The 18,857-nt window shown below is 32.7% G+C and carries 22 protein-coding genes; 13 read left to right on the top strand and 9 right to left on the bottom strand.

Going from position 1 to position 18,857, the window contains the following annotated elements; genetic code table 11:
* From A9601_RS16840 to A9601_RS16825, 4 genes are read left to right on the top strand one after another with little or no spacing between them, the layout of a single operon-like run.
* Positions 1-951: a F0F1 ATP synthase subunit gamma gene (locus A9601_RS16840; RefSeq protein WP_011819065.1), complete on the top strand. Its 951-nt coding sequence runs from the start codon at positions 1-3 to the stop codon at positions 949-951.
* A 16-nt stretch (positions 952-967) separates the two neighbouring features.
* A complete protein-coding gene (locus A9601_RS16835; protein ID WP_011819064.1) occupies positions 968-1,294 on the top strand; it encodes a 2Fe-2S iron-sulfur cluster-binding protein in 327 nt (108 codons plus the stop codon).
* Entirely contained in the window at positions 1,291-1,482 is a 192-nt protein-coding gene (locus A9601_RS16830; RefSeq protein WP_011819063.1) for a hypothetical protein, read from the top strand. The genes A9601_RS16835 and A9601_RS16830 overlap by 4 nt, the downstream gene beginning before the upstream one ends.
* A 27-nt stretch (positions 1,483-1,509) precedes the next feature.
* Complete coding sequence (locus A9601_RS16825; RefSeq protein ID WP_011819062.1) at positions 1,510-2,571, top strand: DUF3326 domain-containing protein; 1,062 nt, start codon at positions 1,510-1,512, stop codon at positions 2,569-2,571.
* On the opposite strand, the gene A9601_RS16820 is transcribed toward A9601_RS16825, so the two are convergent.
* The 4 genes from A9601_RS16820 to A9601_RS16805 are packed head-to-tail and all read right to left on the bottom strand — an operon-like array spanning position 2,565 to position 7,067.
* Positions 2,565-4,262 carry an NAD+ synthase gene (locus tag A9601_RS16820; protein WP_011819061.1) on the bottom strand — a complete coding sequence of 566 codons (1,698 nt, stop codon included), beginning with the start codon at positions 4,260-4,262 and terminating at the stop codon, positions 2,565-2,567. The two genes, A9601_RS16825 and A9601_RS16820, sit on opposite strands and share 7 nt — an antisense overlap.
* Entirely contained in the window at positions 4,259-4,837 is a 579-nt protein-coding gene (locus A9601_RS16815) for a nicotinate-nucleotide adenylyltransferase (protein ID WP_011819060.1), read from the bottom strand. Before A9601_RS16815 ends, A9601_RS16820 begins: the two co-directional genes overlap by 4 nt.
* An 8-nt stretch (positions 4,838-4,845) precedes the next feature.
* Entirely contained in the window at positions 4,846-6,087 is a 1,242-nt protein-coding gene (locus A9601_RS16810; protein ID WP_011819059.1) for a GTP-binding protein, read from the bottom strand.
* Complete coding sequence (locus tag A9601_RS16805; RefSeq protein WP_011819058.1) at positions 6,084-7,067, bottom strand: CNNM domain-containing protein; 984 nt, start codon at positions 7,065-7,067, stop codon at positions 6,084-6,086. The genes A9601_RS16810 and A9601_RS16805 overlap by 4 nt, the downstream gene beginning before the upstream one ends.
* A 74-nt stretch (positions 7,068-7,141) precedes the next feature.
* Here A9601_RS16805 and A9601_RS16800 point away from each other — a divergent pair, with 74 nt between their 5' ends.
* The 3 genes from A9601_RS16800 (at position 7,142) to A9601_RS16795 (ending at position 9,262) form a co-directional block, all read left to right on the top strand.
* Positions 7,142-8,467, top strand: a complete 1,326-nt coding sequence (locus A9601_RS16800; protein ID WP_011819057.1) for an aminopeptidase P N-terminal domain-containing protein — start codon at positions 7,142-7,144, stop codon at positions 8,465-8,467.
* 53 nt (positions 8,468-8,520) lie between these two features.
* The gene (locus A9601_RS18835; RefSeq protein ID WP_011819056.1) at positions 8,521-8,679 is read left to right on the top strand and encodes a hypothetical protein; all 159 of its coding nucleotides are present in this window, start codon (positions 8,521-8,523) and stop codon (positions 8,677-8,679) included.
* Between the two features lie 106 nt (positions 8,680-8,785).
* Positions 8,786-9,262: a 30S ribosomal protein PSRP-3 gene (locus tag A9601_RS16795; protein ID WP_011819055.1), complete on the top strand. Its 477-nt coding sequence runs from the start codon at positions 8,786-8,788 to the stop codon at positions 9,260-9,262.
* 3 nt (positions 9,263-9,265) lie between these two features.
* Here the strand turns inward: A9601_RS16795 and atpC are convergent, their stop codons facing one another.
* Positions 9,266-9,670: an ATP synthase F1 subunit epsilon gene (gene atpC / locus A9601_RS16790; protein ID WP_011819054.1), complete on the bottom strand. Its 405-nt coding sequence runs from the start codon at positions 9,668-9,670 to the stop codon at positions 9,266-9,268.
* 42 nt (positions 9,671-9,712) lie between these two features.
* The gene (gene atpD, locus A9601_RS16785; protein ID WP_011819053.1) at positions 9,713-11,173 is read right to left on the bottom strand and encodes a F0F1 ATP synthase subunit beta; all 1,461 of its coding nucleotides are present in this window, start codon (positions 11,171-11,173) and stop codon (positions 9,713-9,715) included.
* Between the two features lie 219 nt (positions 11,174-11,392).
* Between atpD and groES the strand changes: the two genes are divergently transcribed.
* Together groES and groL are read left to right on the top strand one after the other, a co-directional pair.
* Positions 11,393-11,704, top strand: coding sequence for a co-chaperone GroES (gene groES, locus A9601_RS16780; RefSeq protein ID WP_011819052.1), 312 nt, complete (start codon positions 11,393-11,395; stop codon positions 11,702-11,704).
* A 51-nt stretch (positions 11,705-11,755) separates the two neighbouring features.
* Entirely contained in the window at positions 11,756-13,393 is a 1,638-nt protein-coding gene (groL, locus tag A9601_RS16775; RefSeq protein ID WP_011819051.1) for a chaperonin GroEL, read from the top strand.
* A gap of 68 nt (positions 13,394-13,461) precedes the next feature.
* Here groL and secG read toward each other — a convergent pair whose 3' ends face one another.
* Together secG and gpmI are read right to left on the bottom strand one after the other, a co-directional pair.
* On the bottom strand, positions 13,462-13,689 hold the full coding sequence (secG, locus tag A9601_RS16770) for a preprotein translocase subunit SecG (RefSeq protein ID WP_011819050.1): 228 nt from the start codon (positions 13,687-13,689) through the stop codon (positions 13,462-13,464).
* Between the two features lie 23 nt (positions 13,690-13,712).
* Complete coding sequence (gpmI, locus tag A9601_RS16765; protein WP_011819049.1) at positions 13,713-15,335, bottom strand: 2,3-bisphosphoglycerate-independent phosphoglycerate mutase; 1,623 nt, start codon at positions 15,333-15,335, stop codon at positions 13,713-13,715.
* 138 nt (positions 15,336-15,473) lie between these two features.
* On the opposite strand from gpmI, the gene pyrR reads away from it, so the two are divergent.
* The gene (pyrR, locus tag A9601_RS16760) at positions 15,474-16,013 is read left to right on the top strand and encodes a bifunctional pyr operon transcriptional regulator/uracil phosphoribosyltransferase PyrR (protein WP_011819048.1); all 540 of its coding nucleotides are present in this window, start codon (positions 15,474-15,476) and stop codon (positions 16,011-16,013) included.
* 3 nt (positions 16,014-16,016) lie between these two features.
* Here the strand turns inward: pyrR and A9601_RS16755 are convergent, their stop codons facing one another.
* A complete protein-coding gene (locus A9601_RS16755; protein WP_011819047.1) occupies positions 16,017-17,585 on the bottom strand; it encodes an Hsp70 family protein in 1,569 nt (522 codons plus the stop codon).
* Between the two features lie 99 nt (positions 17,586-17,684).
* On the opposite strand from A9601_RS16755, the gene A9601_RS16750 reads away from it, so the two are divergent.
* From A9601_RS16750 to A9601_RS16740, 3 genes are all read left to right on the top strand, one after another.
* Positions 17,685-17,921: a DNA-directed RNA polymerase subunit omega gene (locus tag A9601_RS16750; protein ID WP_011819046.1), complete on the top strand. Its 237-nt coding sequence runs from the start codon at positions 17,685-17,687 to the stop codon at positions 17,919-17,921.
* Between the two features lie 2 nt (positions 17,922-17,923).
* Positions 17,924-18,295, top strand: coding sequence for a DUF1818 family protein (locus tag A9601_RS16745; RefSeq protein WP_011819045.1), 372 nt, complete (start codon positions 17,924-17,926; stop codon positions 18,293-18,295).
* A gap of 308 nt (positions 18,296-18,603) precedes the next feature.
* Positions 18,604-18,855, top strand: coding sequence for a DUF2811 domain-containing protein (locus A9601_RS16740; protein ID WP_011819044.1), 252 nt, complete (start codon positions 18,604-18,606; stop codon positions 18,853-18,855).
* Positions 18,856-18,857 lie beyond the last annotated feature (2 nt).

Below are 18,857 nucleotides of genomic sequence, written 5' to 3'. Positions count from 1 at the left end.
ATGGCAAATCTTAAAGAGATTAGAGATCGAATCGTTTCTGTTAAAAACACAAGAAAAATAACTGAGGCAATGAGACTTGTTGCAGCTGCAAAAGTTAGGAGAGCTCAAGACCAAGTTCTTAAGAGTAGACCTTTTGCAGATAAACTTGCACGAGTCTTAGAAAATATTCAATCTAGAGTACAATTTGAGGCTGTCGACTCCCCTCTATTATCTAAGAGAGAAGTAAAGAGTATCTCCTTGGTTTGTATAACTGCGGATAGAGGTTTATGCGGTGGTTATAACACAAATATTATAAAAAAGGTAGAAATAAGATACGCAGAATTAGTCAAACAAGGGTATCAGCCAAATTTAATTTTGGTAGGTAAGAAAGCTATTGGATATTTTCAAAATAGAAAGGATAGATATGCAATTAAAAGTACTTTCAAAGAACTAGAACAGGTACCCACAGTCAAGGATTCTGAAGGAGTTACAAATGAGATCTTAGCTGAATTTCTCTCAGAAAATTCTGATAGGGTAGAAATTATTTACACGAAATTCATCACTCTAGTTAGCTGCGCCCCTGTAGTTCAAACACTTTTGCCACTTGACCCTCAAGGAATTGCGGAGGAAAACGATGAAATTTTTAGGTTAACTACAAAAGATAGTAAATTACTTGTTGAAAAATCAAATATTGAAAAAAGTGATTCAGAGAAGTTGCCATCAGATATTGTTTTTGAACAAAGTCCTGATCAACTATTGGATTCGTTATTACCACTATATTTACAGAATCAGGTACTAAGAGCTCTTCAGGAGTCGGCAGCTTCAGAACTCGCTTGCAGGATGACTGCTATGAATAATGCCAGTGATAATGCCAAAGAATTAGCAAGTACTTTGAATCTAACCTATAACAAAGCTAGACAAGCAGCTATTACTCAAGAAATATTAGAAGTTGTAGGAGGTTCAGCAGTTTAGCAATAAGATTTAGGATATGCCTGAATATAATATCAAAGTTCAATTTGAGCAAAAGACTTTTAGTTTTTTATGTTCTGAAGATCAAGATATTATTTCAGCGGCAAAAATGAATGGAATAGATTTACCAAGTAGTTGTTGTTCTGGAGTATGTACAGATTGTGCATCCATGATACTGGAGGGATCTGTAGATCAAGAAGATGCTATGGGATTAAATGATGATTTAAGGGAAAAGGGCTTTGCACTTTTGTGCGTGGCATATCCCAAGTCAGATTTAAATATTGTTATTGGTAAAGAAGTCGAAGATGATTTATATAATGATCAATTTGGTAAATATCAAAAATGAAATTAAGTTCAGTTGATTATTATTTAGATTGGCCAGTTTCAATTAAATTAAAAAATTTAAGAGAATATATTATTGCAAATTTAGAAAAAAAAGGGAATTTAATTCGATGGTCAATTGTTGATATTCAAAATTCTATTGACTCTTTTGGAATGAAAAAACTTAAAATTAAAGCTGTCTTAGCTAATTAAAAAATAAAAATTTAAATATTTTTAATAATGGAAAATTCACCAACAATATTCATTGTTCCAACTGGCATTGGTTGTGAAATAGGAGGTTTTGCTGGGGATGCGCTTCCTACCGCTAAATTATTAGCATCGGCAAGTGGATGTTTGATTACTCATCCAAATGTTATGAATGGCGGCACTCTTTCTGAAAAAGATAAAAATATTTTTTATGTTGAGGGTTATAGTTTAGACCGACTTGCTAAAGGAGAAATCGCTTTAAAAAGGGTAAAGCAACAGAAAATTGGAATAATTTTTGATTCAGCCATTGAAAAAGAAATATTATTAAGACATTTACAAGTTGCTGATGCATGTGTTTCTACTTTAGGGATTAATGTTCATTCTTATGTGATTACAAAAAAGCCATTAAACATAGTTATTGATTCTGATTCTTCAAAAATCAGTGGTGGCATAATTGAAAATCCTGATACTCTAATTGATGCTGCAAAATGTTTAATAGAAAAAGGAGTGACGGCAATAGCAATTGTGGCAAAATTTCCAGATGATTCAGATTCTTTAGAGACAAATATATATCGAGAGGGGAAAGGGGTTGATCCTATTTCTGGGGTCGAAGCAGTTATCAGTCATTTAATAAGCAAATTTTTAAAAGTTCCTTGTGCTCACGCACCGGCTTTAAATCCAATTGAATTGAATGAAAAATTAGATCCTCGTGCAGCTGCAGAAGAAATAGGATACACCTTTTTACCATCAGTACTAATTGGGTTGAGCAATGCACCTGACATTGTTGAATTGCCCTTTAAAAATAAATCAATCTCACTACACCCTGATCAGATTGAATCTATTGTTGTTCCTAATGGGGCACTAGGTGGAGAAGCAGTACTAGCTGGGATTGAAAAAGGTTTAAATATTATCTCTGTAAAAAATCAAAATACATTAAAAGTGATAAATGAGTTTTATGATTATCCCAATCTTTATGAAGTGGATAATTATTTAGAGGCTGCAGGCATAATTCTTGCTATCAAAAAAGGTATCAACCTTGATTCAGTTAAACGGCCTTTAAAAAAAATCCAACAGTATTCCTATAGTGATCAATAAGATATTGCTATGGGAACTCTCCAGTCACTTCCTAATGATTGACTGCTTAGTTTTAGGATTGGAGGAGCCTGCTTTCTTTTGAATTCCGCTTTTTTTATGAGTGAGATAATTTTTAAAATTAAATCTTTTTTATAACCATCTTTTTCTAGTTGTTGTAAATCTTTTTTCTCTTCAATAATTCCTTTAAGAATATTATCTAAAATTGAATAAGGTGGGAGAGAATCAGTATCTAATTGATCTGGACCTAGTTCGGCACTTGGCGCTTTAGTACGAATATTTTTTCCAATTATATCTACATTAGTATCTAACATATATGATTTTCTATGATTAATTGAATCTTCACTATCAAGCCAATTGCATAATTTAAAAACATTTGTTTTATATAAATCCCCAATTACCGATAATCCCCCATTCATATCTCCATAAAGTGTGCAATATCCTACGGCCAGCTCAGATTTATTGCCTGTTGAAAGTAACAAATGCTTTTCTTGATTTGCTAAAGCCATAAGAAGTGTGCCTCTTATCCTTGACTGAATATTTTGATTTGTTATTTCAGCCATTTCAAAATCTATGGTTTTTATAAATGATTCTTCAAAAGAGTTCATCAAGTTTTCAATTGGAATGCTCTTGAAACTTATCTTTAATCTTCTTGCTAAGTCTTTTGCATCAATCTTTGAATGAGATGAGCTCCACTTAGAGGGCATTGAAACGCAATAAACATTTTCACTTCCTAAAGCTGCTGTAGCAATTGCTGAGACAAGTGCTGAATCAATACCACCACTTAATCCAACTAAAGCTGTTTTAAATCTACATTTTTTTGCATAATCTTTAACACCTAGGACTAATGCATCAAAAATTGATGACATTTCGGAGTTTTTGAATTCTTTTTTTTCAGGTTTTGTTTGCTCAATTTCCCAGCTGGAGAGATCTTCTGAAAAAGATTTTAATTGCTTAATTGTAGATCCATTCTTATCAAGAATAAAACTATTTCCATCAAAAATTAAATTATCATTCGCTCCAATCTGGTTGACATAAATCAGCGGTACTTGAAGATATTGTGCAGCAAAACTAGAAACCTTGGATCTTAGCTCTAACTTTTTCAGAGTGTATGGGGAGGCTGATAAATTAACTAAAATATCAACTTCTTTTTTCTTTAAATCAACAATGGGATTTTTTCTATGAATTCCTCTACCCTCTATATTTTTGTTGACCCATAAATCCTCACATATAGTGAAGCCAAGTCGCCAAGTTTGATTTTTAATTTTTTTAATCAATACAGAAACTTTTTCTTCTGATCTAAAATATCTTTTCTCATCAAATACTTCATAAGTGGGAAGAATAATTTTACGAGCAATTATTCTCCATTCACCGCCCTCAACTAACGCAATAGAATTATAAAGATTAGGAAAAAAAGAATCGTTTATTAACTCAGCTATTCCGACTGTGATACTTAAGTTTCCATATTTTTTATTAGTATCTGAAGCTAATTTATCAAGAATTTGGTATTGATTTTTGATTAAATTTTTTTTTAAAAGCAAGTCATTTGCGGGATATCCCCATAATGACAATTCAGGAGTAAGAACAAAATCAGCAGAAATTGAGCTAGCTTTTGAGGCAATATTAAGTATTTTCTTTGCATTGCCCTCCAAATCTCCAACAACTGGATTTATTTGGGCAAGTAAAAACTTCATTCAACTAATTTGATGGATTCATATAAATTATTCTTCTTAACTATATCTATTAACGACGACGGTAAATTAGAACATTTAAAATTTAATCTAACCTTAGAACTTGAAATGTTTGGGGTTTTGATGTTTGAAATCTTAAATTTGACTTTATAAGTTTCTAACATTTTAAGAGTATTTGATTCAATAGGGTATCCCTCTCTTAGAATTATCAAAAAACTTACCTCCGAAATAATTTTGTCAAAATTTTTCCAGTAAAAAATATCTTTAATTAAATCACTACCAATAACAAAATCTAAATTATTAAATTTATAAATTTCTTTACATTTTTTGGCTGACTCTAAAGCCCATTGGCTACTTATTTGTTGATTAAATAAAATTTTCGGATTATCTAAATCATCAATAAGCGTTTTCAATAAATGGCTACGAATTGAGATATCCTCTATGTGTGTTTTTTTGGGGTTGTTGCTCACATAGCTAATGGTAAAAGCATAAATTTTGGATAATTCTTCAAGAATTTTTTTGTGTCCAATTGTAGGTGGATCAGCACTCGTACCAAATAAAGCAATCCTTTTTCCCATTTTAAATTTTAAGGTAGAAAACTAACAAAATTATTATTTAAATTTCTTTTTGATAAATAGATATTGATGTGTTTAAAAATCTCTGGTTCATTAAAGTTGATATTTTGAATCATTATATAAGGTTCTATAAACGAAGCTTTGCTTCTCTTAAATATTTCTTTGGCTGCTAATTTCCCAAGAATTTTTGTAGATTGAATTGCTATTGCTGCTTGAATAATTGCTATAGGTCCATAGGGTAATAATGATAGCCCGTTAGTGAAAGGTGCGGTTACTAAAATTACTTTCCTAATAAGGTTGAAAGATATATTGACTCCAACTTGAGTGACTCCTAAAAATAAATTATTAATAGATATGTTTTTGAATATTTTTCTTGTAGATTCACCCTTCAAATTTAATCCATAAATCTTACTTAATTCGCTAATCAATGCAGTATCTATTGCAAAACTACTAGCAATATCAAACATAACAAAAGGATTAAGAGCTACCGTTGATGCCTTTATGGTTGAAAATTTACCAATAGTTGACTGAGCTAATTTCTGCCTTTTTTTCAATCGTTGTTCTTTTATCATTAGAAATAATTTGTCAGCTGATTGAAGAGAATTTAGTGTTAAAAATATCTCACCGTGTTGATTTATTATTTTTGTCATGTAATTTTTCAGGTTATTTCTATGATTAATAATTATGGGAATATTAAAATCTTTTGGAAGCTTAAAATTAATATTTTCTATTATTTCTTTTAATTCTATTTTATTAAAAAGATCGATTTTATTTAAAACTACAATAATTTTTTTTCCATCTTGAATAAAGGAACTGATTTCGCTTAATTCATTTCTATTTAGATCTCCCGAAATTATAAATAAAATAAGATCTGAGTGATTTATAGAGGAGTAAACTTTATCTGGGAATTTTATATCGCAGAAATCAAATCCTGGAGAATCTAGTAACTCTACACTGTTCAGTGATTGATCTTTAAATTTCCATTCTTCAGATTGTATTTCTCTTGTGGTCCCATTGATAATATCTGTTTTAAATATATCTTTTTTTAATAAAGAATTTAAAACAGAAGATTTTCCTACGCCTGATTTACCATATGCGCCAATTCTTATTTTTTGTTCTTTGAGCCTAAAAAGCTGTTGATTAAAAGAAATTATTTCTCTATTAAAATAACTTTTTTCAAAATTGGTAAGATCAATAGTCTCCCACCAATTTTTTAATAGTAAATAACTTGTATTAATTTTCAATTGTTTCATGATTTATTTTTCCACCAGCCAGCTAAAACAGATAGGACAGCTTCTGCTCCAATAATGCCCACGAATCCTCCAAATTCATCTACTACTACTTTCACTCCTTTATGATTCTTGTCAAATCTTGTTAATAATTGATCTGCCTTAATCATTTCGGGAATGTAGTCCACAGGTTCGCAAATTTCTGACAATAATTTTTTATTTTCTCCATTAATTAATTCTGCTAACATTTTTTCACGCTTAACTACCCCTTGTATTTTGTCAACTTTATCTCCCAAAATAACCCACCATGGAGAGTTGTCAGCCATTATAAGTTTTGAAATTTCTTCAAGATTCGAAGAACCATCAAGACAAGGTGCTGATACTCTAGGGATCATTAAATCTTTAGCTTTTAAATCATTTAATTGAAAAACCTTAAATATCATTGCTGCCTCATCAGCTTCTATCAAACCTTTTTGGCTTCCAATTTTTGCCATTTGTCTAATTTCTTCTTCATCAGTTGAAATTTCATTTTCTGCAGTAATAACAGGAAATATTTGTTCTATTAATATTAAGAATGGCCTCATTAAAGTATGCAAGATTCTCAAGATAGGAACTGATAATAATGCTATTTGAACTGAGAATCTTGTACCAAGGGCCTTGGGTAGTACTTCTCCTACTAAGACAACCAGGATATAAAAAGCAATTGAAAACAGGGTTAGGCCATAACTACTATTAATAACCAATGCTCCATATACACCTAAAATAAGACTTCCAATTATGTTAAATCCATTATTAGTAATAGTAATTACAGTTAATGTCCTTCCAAGATGTTTTCTAAGTTTAAGAAGTTGATTTGCAGAACTCTTTGGTTTTTGTTTAGAGGCTATCTCTAGAATTCGAATTGAATTTACAGCTAAAAAAGCAGCTTCTACTCCCGAACAACATGCAGACCCAATTAAAATAATAATTATAAGAATTACTAAACCGTAAACACTTGGTTCCATTAAAATAGATTAAGTACTAAATCTGTATTAATTCATTCTTCCATTTTTTTTTTAAACACGCCAATACACAATCTATGTTTAAACCTGAAAATAAAGTTTTTGAAGAAAGAAGAGAAGTCTTCCTCAATAAATTAAATGGAAAAGCTGCTATTATCCCCGGTGCTAATCTCGTAAAGCATCATGCTGATTGTGAATATCCTTTTAGACAAGATAGTAATTTTTGGTATTTAACCGGTTTTGATGAGCCGGATGCAATCGCCCTTTTCTTATCGCATAAGCCAAAGGGAGAGAGATTTATTATGTTTGTTGCTCCTAAAGATGTTATCAGCGAAGTCTGGCATGGCTTTAGATGGGGTTTAGAAGGCGCTGAAAAAGAGTTTAATGCGGATAAGGCTCACTCAGTAAATGAATTCAGAGATTTACTCCCAGCTTATATAAATGGTTCCGATGAACTTGTTTTTTCTATTGGTAAGCATCCATCAGTTGAGAAAATAATACTTGAAATTTTTTCACAACAACTTGAAAATCGCTCAAGATTAGGCATTGGTGGAAATTCTATAAAATCTCCAGAAATTTACTTAAATGAGATGAGATTAATTAAAAGTGAATTTGAAATTAAGAGAATGAGAAAGGCTATACAAATCTCAGCCGAAGCTCATGAACTAGTTAGAGAATCTATCTCATCAAAGAAAAATGAAAGACAAATTCAGGGTCTACTAGAGGGATTCTTTCTGGAAAAAGGGGCGAGAGGTCCAGCTTATAACTCAATTGTTGCATCAGGAGATAATGCGTGTATTTTGCATTACACTTCAAATAATTCACCACTGAAGAAGGAAGATTTATTATTGGTTGATGCTGGCTGCTCACTAATTGATTATTACAATGGAGACATAACAAGAACTATACCAATAGGTGGCAAATTTTCTAATGAGCAAAAAGTTATCTATGAAATTGTATTGAGAGCGCAGAAAAATGCAATTAAAAGTGCTGTAAAGGGATCGAATTCTAGTGCTGTTCATAATGTCGCTTTGACAATTCTTATAGAAGGATTAAAAGAAATTGGGTTATTGTCGGGCAGTACTGAGGAGATAATTGATAATCAATCTTATAAGCATCTTTACATGCATAGAACTGGACATTGGCTAGGCTTAGATGTTCATGATGTTGGAGCATACAGAATGGGAGACTATGAAGTGCCATTACAGAATGGAATGATTCTTACGGTTGAACCTGGGATCTACATAAGTGATAGGATCCCAGTCTCTGAGGGACAACCCCCTATAGATGAGAAATGGAAAGGCATAGGGATAAGAATTGAAGACGATGTCCTTGTAAATGATACAAACCCAGAAGTTTTAAGTATTGCAGCACTAAAAGAAATTTCTGATTTAGAATTTTGAAATTTGACTTATCAAGTTAATAGATTTATTTTTTATTAAGTTAAAGCTCAAAAATGAATAAGTCCGATTCATATGATTCGAAACTCTCTCAAGCAAGAGGCTTAGCTAGTCAGCTTGGCATGTTCGCAGAAGAAAACGATATCCCCAAAGATCTATGGGATTCATTGGAAGCCACTATTTATGATTTTTATGAAGTACCTCATGACAGATAAAAATTCTTTTTAGTAGTTATCAATAACTAAAATCAAGAAATTTTGAATAAATCAATCAAAATGTGTCCATAAACTGATAAATTATTTATTGAACATAAATAAGTGAATGACCTCATCAGATAAGTTAAATCAAAATTCAACAGAAAAAAAAGAAAAAAACAGTGATGTACCAAACTCTAAAAATTCTTCTCCTAATTCAGGAATGATGGGTGCTACAGCTGTGTTGGCAGCTGCCAAAATTGATGAAGATGGTGTACCTACTGGCTATACCCCTAAACCTGATGAAGGAAGGTTCATAATTAAAGTATTGTGGTTACCTGATAATGTAGCTTTAGCTGTGGATCAAATAGTAGGTGGAGGTCCAAGCCCTCTTACTGCCTATTACTTTTGGCCAAGGGATGATGCTTGGGAAAAATTAAAAAGTGAACTTGAGAATAAAGGTTGGATTACAGATAATGAAAGAGTAGAGATATTGAATAAAGCTACTGAAGTGATAAATTACTGGCAAGAAGAAGGTAAGACAAAAAAATTAGAAGAAGCCAAACTAAAGTTTCCCGAAGTAACTTTTTGTGGAACTGCCTAAATATTAGTTCTTTGCTGCTTGAATCCTAGCTTCAGCCTTTGAAATCTCTTTCAAGGCTTTAATTTTTTCTGGATTTTTTTCATTTTCAGAAAATTTGCTAATTGCTAATTTTGCTTCTTTAAGATCTTGTTCAGCATTTTGAACATTAATTTCAGAACCAATTTCCGCATTATTTACTAAAACTATAACTTCATCTGATTCAATTTCAGCGAAGCCTCCCATAAGAGCTATTGATTTCCACTGGGAATTCATTCTTAGCCTTAAAACGCCAATATCTATAGCAGTAACTAAAGAAATGTGTCCTGGTAGTATCCCAAGTTGACCAGTAGTACTAGGAAGGATTACTTCTTCAGCTTCGCCTTGATAAACATTTTTATTAGGAGCTAAAACTTTTAAAGAGATTGCCATTAATTTAAAATTATTGAAGGTTAAATATATATGTTCAAATATTTATTTTTCTGATTTTATTTTTTCAGCCTTTGCTTTAACTTCATCAATATTCCCAACTAAGTAAAATGCCTGTTCTGGTAAATCATCCAACTCACCTGACAAAATCATATTGAAACCAGCAATGGTATCTTCTAATTTTACGTATTTACCAGACATTCCTGTAAATATTTCTGCAACAAAGAAAGGTTGTGAAAGGAATTTTTCAATTTTTCTGGCCCTGTCAACTGTTAATCTATCTTCTTCAGAAAGCTCATCTAAACCGAGAATTGCAATAATGTCTTGAAGTTCTTTGTATCTTTGTAAAGTTGATTGTACAGCTCTGGCTGTTTTGTAATGCTCATCGCCAACAACTGATGGTTGTAGCATAGTGCTTGTTGAGTCTAGTGGATCTACTGCTGGATAAATTCCCTTAGCTGCAAGAGCTCTGGCAAGCACAGTGGTAGCATCTAAATGGGCAAATGTTGTAGCTGGAGCAGGGTCTGTTAGGTCATCTGCAGGTACGTATACAGCCTGGATAGATGTTATTGACCCTTCTAATGTAGATGTAATCCTTTCTTGCAGTTCACCAACATCAGTTCCAAGAGTTGGTTGGTATCCAACAGCTGAAGGCATTCTTCCAAGTAATGCAGATACTTCAGAGCCAGCTTGAACGAATCTAAAAATGTTATCAACAAAAAGTAGAACGTCTTGTTTATTTACATCTCTAAAATGTTCTGCCATTGTAAGTGCTGATAAGCCTACTCTCATTCTTGCACCAGGTGGCTCATTCATCTGTCCAAAACATAAGGCAACTTTTGATTGAGTTAAATCATCTGCATTGATAACGCCTGATTCTTTAAATTCTTCGTATAAATCGTTCCCCTCTCTAGTTCTTTCCCCTACGCCACCAAATACAGAAACCCCACCATGTTCTTTTGCGATATTATTGATCAATTCTTGAATAAGAACCGTTTTCCCAACACCAGCGCCTCCGAATAATCCAACTTTTCCTCCTTGTCTATAAGGAGCTAAAAGGTCAATAACTTTAATACCAGTTTCAAAAACTTTTGGCTTGGTTTCTAGGTCGGTTAACTTTGGAGCAGCTCTATGAATTGGAGCAGTATCTTTAGTATTTACTGGACCTTGTTCATCTACTGGCTCTCCTAAAACATTAAATATTCTTCCTAAAGTTGCCTCTCCCACAGGTACTGATATTGGTGCACCTGTGTCGATTGCTTCCATGCCCCTTACAAGGCCGTCTGTGCCACTCATTGCAACTGCTCTTACTCTGTGGTCACCTAGGAGCTGTTGGACCTCTGCAGTAAGCGCTATATCTTGTCCCGCAGGATTTTTAGCTTCAATCCTTAAAGCATTTAATATTTTGGGTAATTTACCAGCTGGAAATTCTACATCTAGAACTGGGCCAATTACCTGACGTACTACGCCTTTTGTTTGTGAAGAAATTGATGGAGTTGCTACCATTTTTTATTGATTGGTGGTGAATAGCTGATTTTAAACAGCGCATAATCCGAAAATACTACCACCTCGCGGGTAGATTCGTTAAATGGGTTCGGCCACCCGCACAGTTTAAGTATGGTTTAATTGCCTCTTTGCAGATTATGTTGTTGATGATACGGATGGAGAATTTCTCTTTCCACTTTTATGGCGCAAAGCGTCTCAACTATGATCCTCCATTAATTTATGGCAGCTGTTTCACTTACAGTCTCTACAGTAAAACCACTGGGAGATAGAATTTTTATTAAAGTTTCCGCATCTGAGGAAAAAACTGCTGGGGGCATTCTTTTGCCTGATTCAGCTAAAGAAAAACCACAGGTTGGAGAAGTTGCTCAGGTGGGCCCTGGCAAACTTAATGAAGATGGTTCTCGACAAACTCCAGAAGTGAGTATTGGCGATAAAGTTTTGTACAGCAAATATGCTGGTACAGACATTAAATTGGGAGGAGATGAATATGTCTTGCTCTCAGAAAAGGATATTTTGGCTGTAGTAAGCTAAAATATTTGTTTCAAAAATTATTAAAACTTATTACTAAATTACTGCCTAAACATGGCTAAAAGAATTATTTACAATGAGCAAGCTCGTAGAGCGCTCGAGAGAGGAATTGATATCCTTGCTGAGTCTGTGGCTGTAACGCTTGGACCAAAAGGAAGAAATGTTGTACTAGAGAAAAAATTTGGTGCTCCACAAATTATCAATGATGGCGTAACGATTGCTAAAGAGATCGAATTAGAGGACCACATTGAAAACACAGGGGTTGCTTTAATCAGACAAGCTGCTTCAAAAACTAATGATGCAGCTGGAGATGGTACTACAACAGCTACCGTTTTAGCTCATGCAATGGTTAAAGCAGGGTTGAGAAACGTCGCTGCAGGAGCTAATGCAATTACCTTGAAAAAAGGAATTGATAAAGCGACTGAATTTCTGGTTGGTAAAATTCAGGAGAATTCCAAACCTATTAGTGATAGCAATGCTATAGCCCAATGTGGAACTATTGCTGCTGGTAACGACGAAGAAGTAGGTCAAATGATTGCCAATGCTATGGATAAAGTTGGTAAAGAAGGTGTTATTTCCTTAGAAGAAGGAAAATCAATGACTACTGAATTAGAAGTTACTGAGGGGATGCGCTTTGATAAAGGTTATATTTCACCTTACTTCGCAACGGACACAGAGAGAATGGAGGCTGTTTTAGATGAACCATATATACTTCTGACTGATAAGAAAATTGCCTTAGTGCAAGATTTAGTTCCCGTTTTGGAACAAATAGCTAAAACTGGTAAACCACTAGTCATTATTGCAGAAGATATTGAAAAAGAGGCTTTAGCAACTCTTGTTGTCAATAGATTGCGAGGTGTGTTGAATGTAGCTGCAGTAAAAGCTCCTGGATTTGGTGATAGAAGAAAAGCTATGCTTGAAGATATGGCCGTTTTAACTAATGGACAACTTATTACTGAAGATGCAGGTTTGAAATTAGAGAATGCTACTTTAGATATGCTTGGAACTGGTAGAAGAATAACTATCAATAAAGAGACTACAACTATTGTAGCTGAAGGAAATGAGCAAGCAGTTAAAGCTAGATGTGATCAAATTAAAAAGCAAATGGATGAAACAGATTCCTCATACGATAAAGAAAAGCTTCAAGAACGTCTTGCTAAATTAGCTGGAGGTGTAGCAGTTATTAAAGTTGGAGCTGCAACTGAAACTGAGATGAAGGATAAAAAGCTTCGTCTTGAGGATGCTATTAATGCAACAAAAGCTGCTGTTGAAGAAGGCATTGTACCCGGCGGAGGCACAACTCTCGCTCATTTATCTCCTATTCTAAAAGAATGGGCCGATAAAAATTTAGAAGGAGAGGAATTAATTGGAGCTAACATTGTTGAAGCTTCACTTACTGCTCCTCTTATGAGAATTGCTGAGAATGCAGGCTCTAATGGAGCTGTAATTGCTGAAAATGTAAAAACTAAACCATTTAATGATGGATTTAACGCTGCTACTGGAGAATATGTAGATATGTCCTCTGCTGGTATAGTTGATCCTGCAAAAGTTACACGTTCAGGATTACAAAATGCAGCTTCAATAGCAGGAATGGTTCTAACCACCGAATGCATAGTTGCAGATTTACCTGAGAAAAAAGACTCAGCTGCTCCTGCGGGTGCTCCAGGTATGGGCGGTGACTTCGATTACTAACTAAACAATAGTTATTTAATTAATTTTTTAAAAGGGATCATTAATATGGTCCCTTTTTTATTCAACTTTTATGAAATCCACCCAGCGCTTAGAATAATTGCGAGAGACAAAAATATAACTAAAAAAGTCCAAGTTATTTTATTTAGAGAGGCCTCTGCACTACTAGCGCTGTTAAACATAGAGCTTCCACTTGCAGCTATTCCTCCCATTCCATCACCTTTAGGGCTATGAAGTAAAACTAAGAGAATGAGAATAAGTCCAGTGAATACCCATATCCAACTAATAATTTGAATCATTGCTTAAAAGACTTTTATTAACTTTAAACATGTTGAACTACCTTATTATAACCTTTTAATTCAATTTCTTGAATAAGTGATTTGCCTGTCATTTCTGTTGGTATTGGGAGATTTAACAATTGCAATAAAGTTGGAGCAATATCTGCTAAGCCAGCATTATCTCTTAAATTAATTTGATTCCCCATATTTGGGATTTTTCTTTTTTCACCTTCAATTAAAATTAATGGAACTTTATTAATTGTATGAGCTGTCCATGGTTCTCCTTCAGGTCCTTTCATGACCTCTGCGTTGCCATGATCGGCTGTAATAAGAATGCTTCCACCCATTTCTCCAGTAGCGTTAACTATTTTACCAATACATTTATCTACTTTCTCTATAGCTTTTATTGTTGCATCCATGTTGCCTGTATGACCAACCATATCAGGATTGGCAAAATTGATTACAACAAAAGAATAATTTCCACTTTTAATTGCTTTAGAGCAACTAATAGTTAGTTCCTCCGCAGACATTTCGGGTTCCAAATCATAAGTTGCGACTCTTGGAGATGGAATCAAATGTCTCTCTTCTCCAGGTAAAGGAATTTCAACTCCTCCATTGAAAAAGTATGTTACGTGAGGATACTTTTCTGTTTCCGCGGTTCTATATTGCTTTAGACCGTTTTCTGAAACTATTTGGCCTATAAAATTATTGAGTGATTCAGGAGGAAATGCAACTTTAACGGGAAAGTTCTGATCATATTGAGTAAAAGTGACAAGATCTAGATTTGGATAATTTTTTCTTTCAAAGTCTGAGAATTCTTTAATTGAGAGGGCTTTGATTATTTGTCTTGCTCTGTCTGGACGAAAGTTAAAGCAAATCAAACTATCACCATCTTTAAGATAGTTTTCAGAAATTCGTATGGGCTCTATAAATTCATCGGTTATGTTTTTGGCATAACTTTTATCTATGTAATCCTGAGGAGAAATATTTGTTATTTGAATATCTGGATCAGTTAAATTAGCATATGCTTTTTCAGTTCTATCCCATAATAGATTTCTATCCATAATCCAGTATCTTCCGCATATAGAAGCTATTTCGCCAGTATTAAATTTTTTTATACATGATTCTATTTGATTTAGATATTTAGATGCACTTTTTGCAGGAGTATCTCTTCCATCAGTAATGATATGGATTGCAACTTTTTTGATTTCATTATCAGATGCCCATTTTATTAAACCTAATAAATGTTCAATATGACTATGTACACCTCCATCAGAACATAATCCTGTTATGTGCAAAGTAGAATTATTTTTCTTTAATGAATCAGCCATCTCTCTTAACTCATTCACCAAACTTAACTGATTTTTTTTTACAATATTTGAAATCCTTACAAGTTCTTGTTGTATTATTCTTCCCGAACCAATTGTAAGGTGCCCTACCTCTGAATTACCCATTTGACCATCTGGGAGGCCTACATCAGATCCACTAGCACTTATTAATGTGTGGGGATAAGCATGCCACAAAGAGTCCATTATCGGTGTGCGGGCACTTTTTATGGCATTATCTGATTTTTCTTTTCGATATCCCCATCCATCTAATATTGCTAGAACTACAGGGCTCTGAGGAACACTTAATCTTTTTATATTTTTGCTGCTAATCTTTGACATATTTAGATCAAATTCAATTTTTAATGATCCAACCTTAAATTTAGCTTCAAACGTTACTCTTTAACAATTTATATTTAACATAGTTAGCTTTTGCTAATTTATGGAAATAGTTAGATGACTTTTATTTAGTGATAAATTATGTCCAAGAAAACAAAAAAAATCGTAATACTTTCTGAAGTTGAGCTTAGAAAGACCGTTTCACGTCTAACTTCCGAAATTATCGAAAAAGTAAATAACCTGGATAACCTTCTATTGGTTGGTATCCCGACTAGAGGAATTGAGTTGGCCGAAGTTCTTGAAAAAGAATTATTCTTAAAAACAGGTTTAAGAGTTAGCAAAGGAACAATTGATCCAACTTTTTATAGAGATGACCAAAATAGAGTTGGAACTCGTTTAATAAAAATTACTGATATTCCAACTCCTATTGAAAAAAAAGAAATTCTTTTAATAGATGATGTAATTTACACAGGAAGAACAATTAGAGCTGCTATGGATGCTTTATATTCTTGGGGCAGACCTCAAAGAGTTATGTTATTAGTAATGGTAGATAGAGGTCATAGAGAATTACCTATTCAACCAGATTTTTGTGGTAAAAAAGTGCCTACTAGTAAAATTGAAAGTATTAGTTTACGTTTAAATAGAGTTGATAATGAAGAAGGAGTCTTCTTGAATAGCTAGCTTTTAGAAGATATTTCCTAAATTATATTCGCCTAAACATTCATCTTTAATATCAAAACACTTAACTAATAAATCAGCACTTTCCGTGATTTTAAAAAAAAGTTTTAAGTTGTCTTGTCCAATATTCGATCCTTTTTTCAGTATTATTTTGAGTGGAGTTTTGTCCCATTTTATAATTTCTTCTTCATTTTGAACTTCTGATAATTTTGGAAGTCCATTTTCGAAAATGACATCATATGCTCTTTCTTTTTGTGTTTCCCCAATAATGATTTCGAATATTTTCTGATTATTTTTACTCGGTTGAAGGATTATTTTAAATGGTTTTTCAGTTGGCCATGTTTGACCTTTGCAAAAAATAGGATGCCAAAAGTGTTTTTGTTCTCTTTTATTAAATAATCTTATAGATAATCCTTTGTTTAATATGTCTTTAATTTTTACCCCTGGGGTCATTGCTAAAGCTCCCAAAGCTATTGATTCGATAGGAGGTGGAGACTTTATTTGAATTTTCGAAATTTTTTTTGTTATCCATTCTTTAATTAATGGTATTTGAGTTCCTCCACCTACCAAAACAATTGCATTTAAATCGTCAACTGTGCAAAATTTTCCTCTTGATTGATTTAATAAATCTTTGAGCAAAGAGTTAAGGTGTTTAAGAAAATTATTTTCAATGAGTATGTTCTCAAATATTTCTTTACTTAGGTAAAATTCTTTTTCTTCAGATTGTTCAGTAAATAATTTTATGGGATATTTATCATCATATTTGATTGCAGATGAACTGAGTTTACATTTTATCGCTTCTGCATTAAAAAGATTAGTAGTAGAATTATTGCCTGGAATAAAATAATTAACTAACCATTGATCAATATCTTTCCCACCAATTTTTGAGCCTGTTTTGCCAATTATTTCAGCACACCTTATTTTTTGTTTTGAAATTGAGCTTACATCATTACCCTTAAATCTTAAAAGTTCAGCTATTGGACCAGATTTTCCTTCTCCTCCCTCTATTTTGACTATATTCATATCGATTGTACTTCCCCCAATATCTAATGTCATAATTTTTGAGCCAAATGGTATATTTATTCCTAAACTTGCGGCAGTAGGTTCATCAACAAGAGCTATCTCATCTACAGATATATCCTCGCAAAGGTTAACTAACCATTCTCTGTACCCCTTGTATGTATCTATAGGAGCAGTTAAAACAAGTCTTTTGATCTCATACTTTTGAGGAATATTTGCCCACAAAATTTGAAAAAATTTTTCGCCACATTCATTAGGGTTTAAAATATTTTTTTGGTTATTTTTTTCAATAGAATTTCCAATTAATCTTTTAAAGTTCGAATGAAAAAATAAATCAGAATTTGAGTTGTCTCTCATCTCTAGAGCACTAATACCAATTTTAGTAATTTTTGAAGGTTCCTCGAACCAAACTGCTGAAGGAATAACTCCTGGAGAAGATGTAATATTCGGTATTTCAACTAAAACAGAATTTATATCTTTTTGATCTTGAAAAGCTACAACAGTATTAGTGTTCCCTAAATCAATAGCAAGTGTTCCAGATAAACTTTTTTCCATATGAAATTATTTAAATCAATTAAGTTCTTTTTGTAATTTATGTTTTGAAACGGTCGAATAAATTGTAAAATACATTATTATAGTAAAAAATTTTTTTTAATGAACATATCTAATAATGCAAGAATTGATTCTAATGATCTTGCAAAGAGAGGTGAGAGCTTGATAAGAAAATCAACTAATAGATATTTAACTACAGTGAAAATTGCTTTCAGAGCTAAACAAAGACGTTTTGACGATTTTGATGGCTTATTAGAGGAGTCAAATATTAAACCCGTTCAAAGGTCAATTATTGAACTAAGCGATGAACAAGATCAACCTGATTTACTTCCAGGCTAATTTTGGTAAAAGACCAAAAAAGATGGAGATTACTTAGAGATTATAAAAAAGGCAAATTTTGCTTTTTGATTGGTGTTGATAATTGGTCAATCGAGTTACAAAAAAGTGAATTCTATTCACTTTACCTTTTACTCTTAAAAATTAATGAACAATTATTAGTTATCAAGGATCAACTGATGGATGAAGAATCTATTACTTTAGAATTAGAAAAACTTCCTTGGTATGTTGAGTTAGAGGGGAAAAAGAATGAATGGAGTTTAAGGTTTGTTTTTGAAAGCCAAGACCAAACTAGATCCTTCGAAATGTATTGGCCGATACCAATAGCACAAAATTTATTTTATGAAATAAAAAAGATGTGGGAATCAATGGATTAAAAGATAAATAAAATTGGAAATTTTAGAAAATATTTCCCCCTCCAAAAAAGAATTTTTCACAACTTTTCCACAGTATTTTTTTTAAAAATATCTGACGATCTAAAGGATGTGGAAAACTTTTGATTTTAAATAAATCTTTATATTTTAGTAAGATTAAATTTTACAAAATTAATTTTGATGAATACCCTATTTATGACTGAATTCTCATTATTCTATACCTGAGACTGTGTTTTAATAATGCTTGTTGACGATTTATTGATTTTGGAGAAAACTACGTCTTGTAGGTTTAAATTTCAAAATTTTTTAATATGCAAGAGTTTAATTACGAAGAAAATTTAAAAGTATTAAATCATAAAGATGAGGTAATCAGTTTCAAATGTGAACTTCAAGAAAATCTTCAAAAGGCTATGAAAGAATTCGTTGAGGAGCATCCTAACTGGGATCAATACAGGATACTACAAGCTGCTATTGCTGGATTTTTGATGCAAAAAGGATTTCAAAATAGGGATTTAACAAGACTCTATATTGGTAATATGTTTTCAATGAATTTTGAGGATTAAAA

This window comes from Prochlorococcus marinus str. AS9601, from assembly GCF_000015645.1.
Classification (GTDB): domain Bacteria; phylum Cyanobacteriota; class Cyanobacteriia; order PCC-6307; family Cyanobiaceae; genus Prochlorococcus_A; species Prochlorococcus_A marinus_O.
This window is presented reverse-complemented; position numbering and strand designations above follow the sequence as displayed.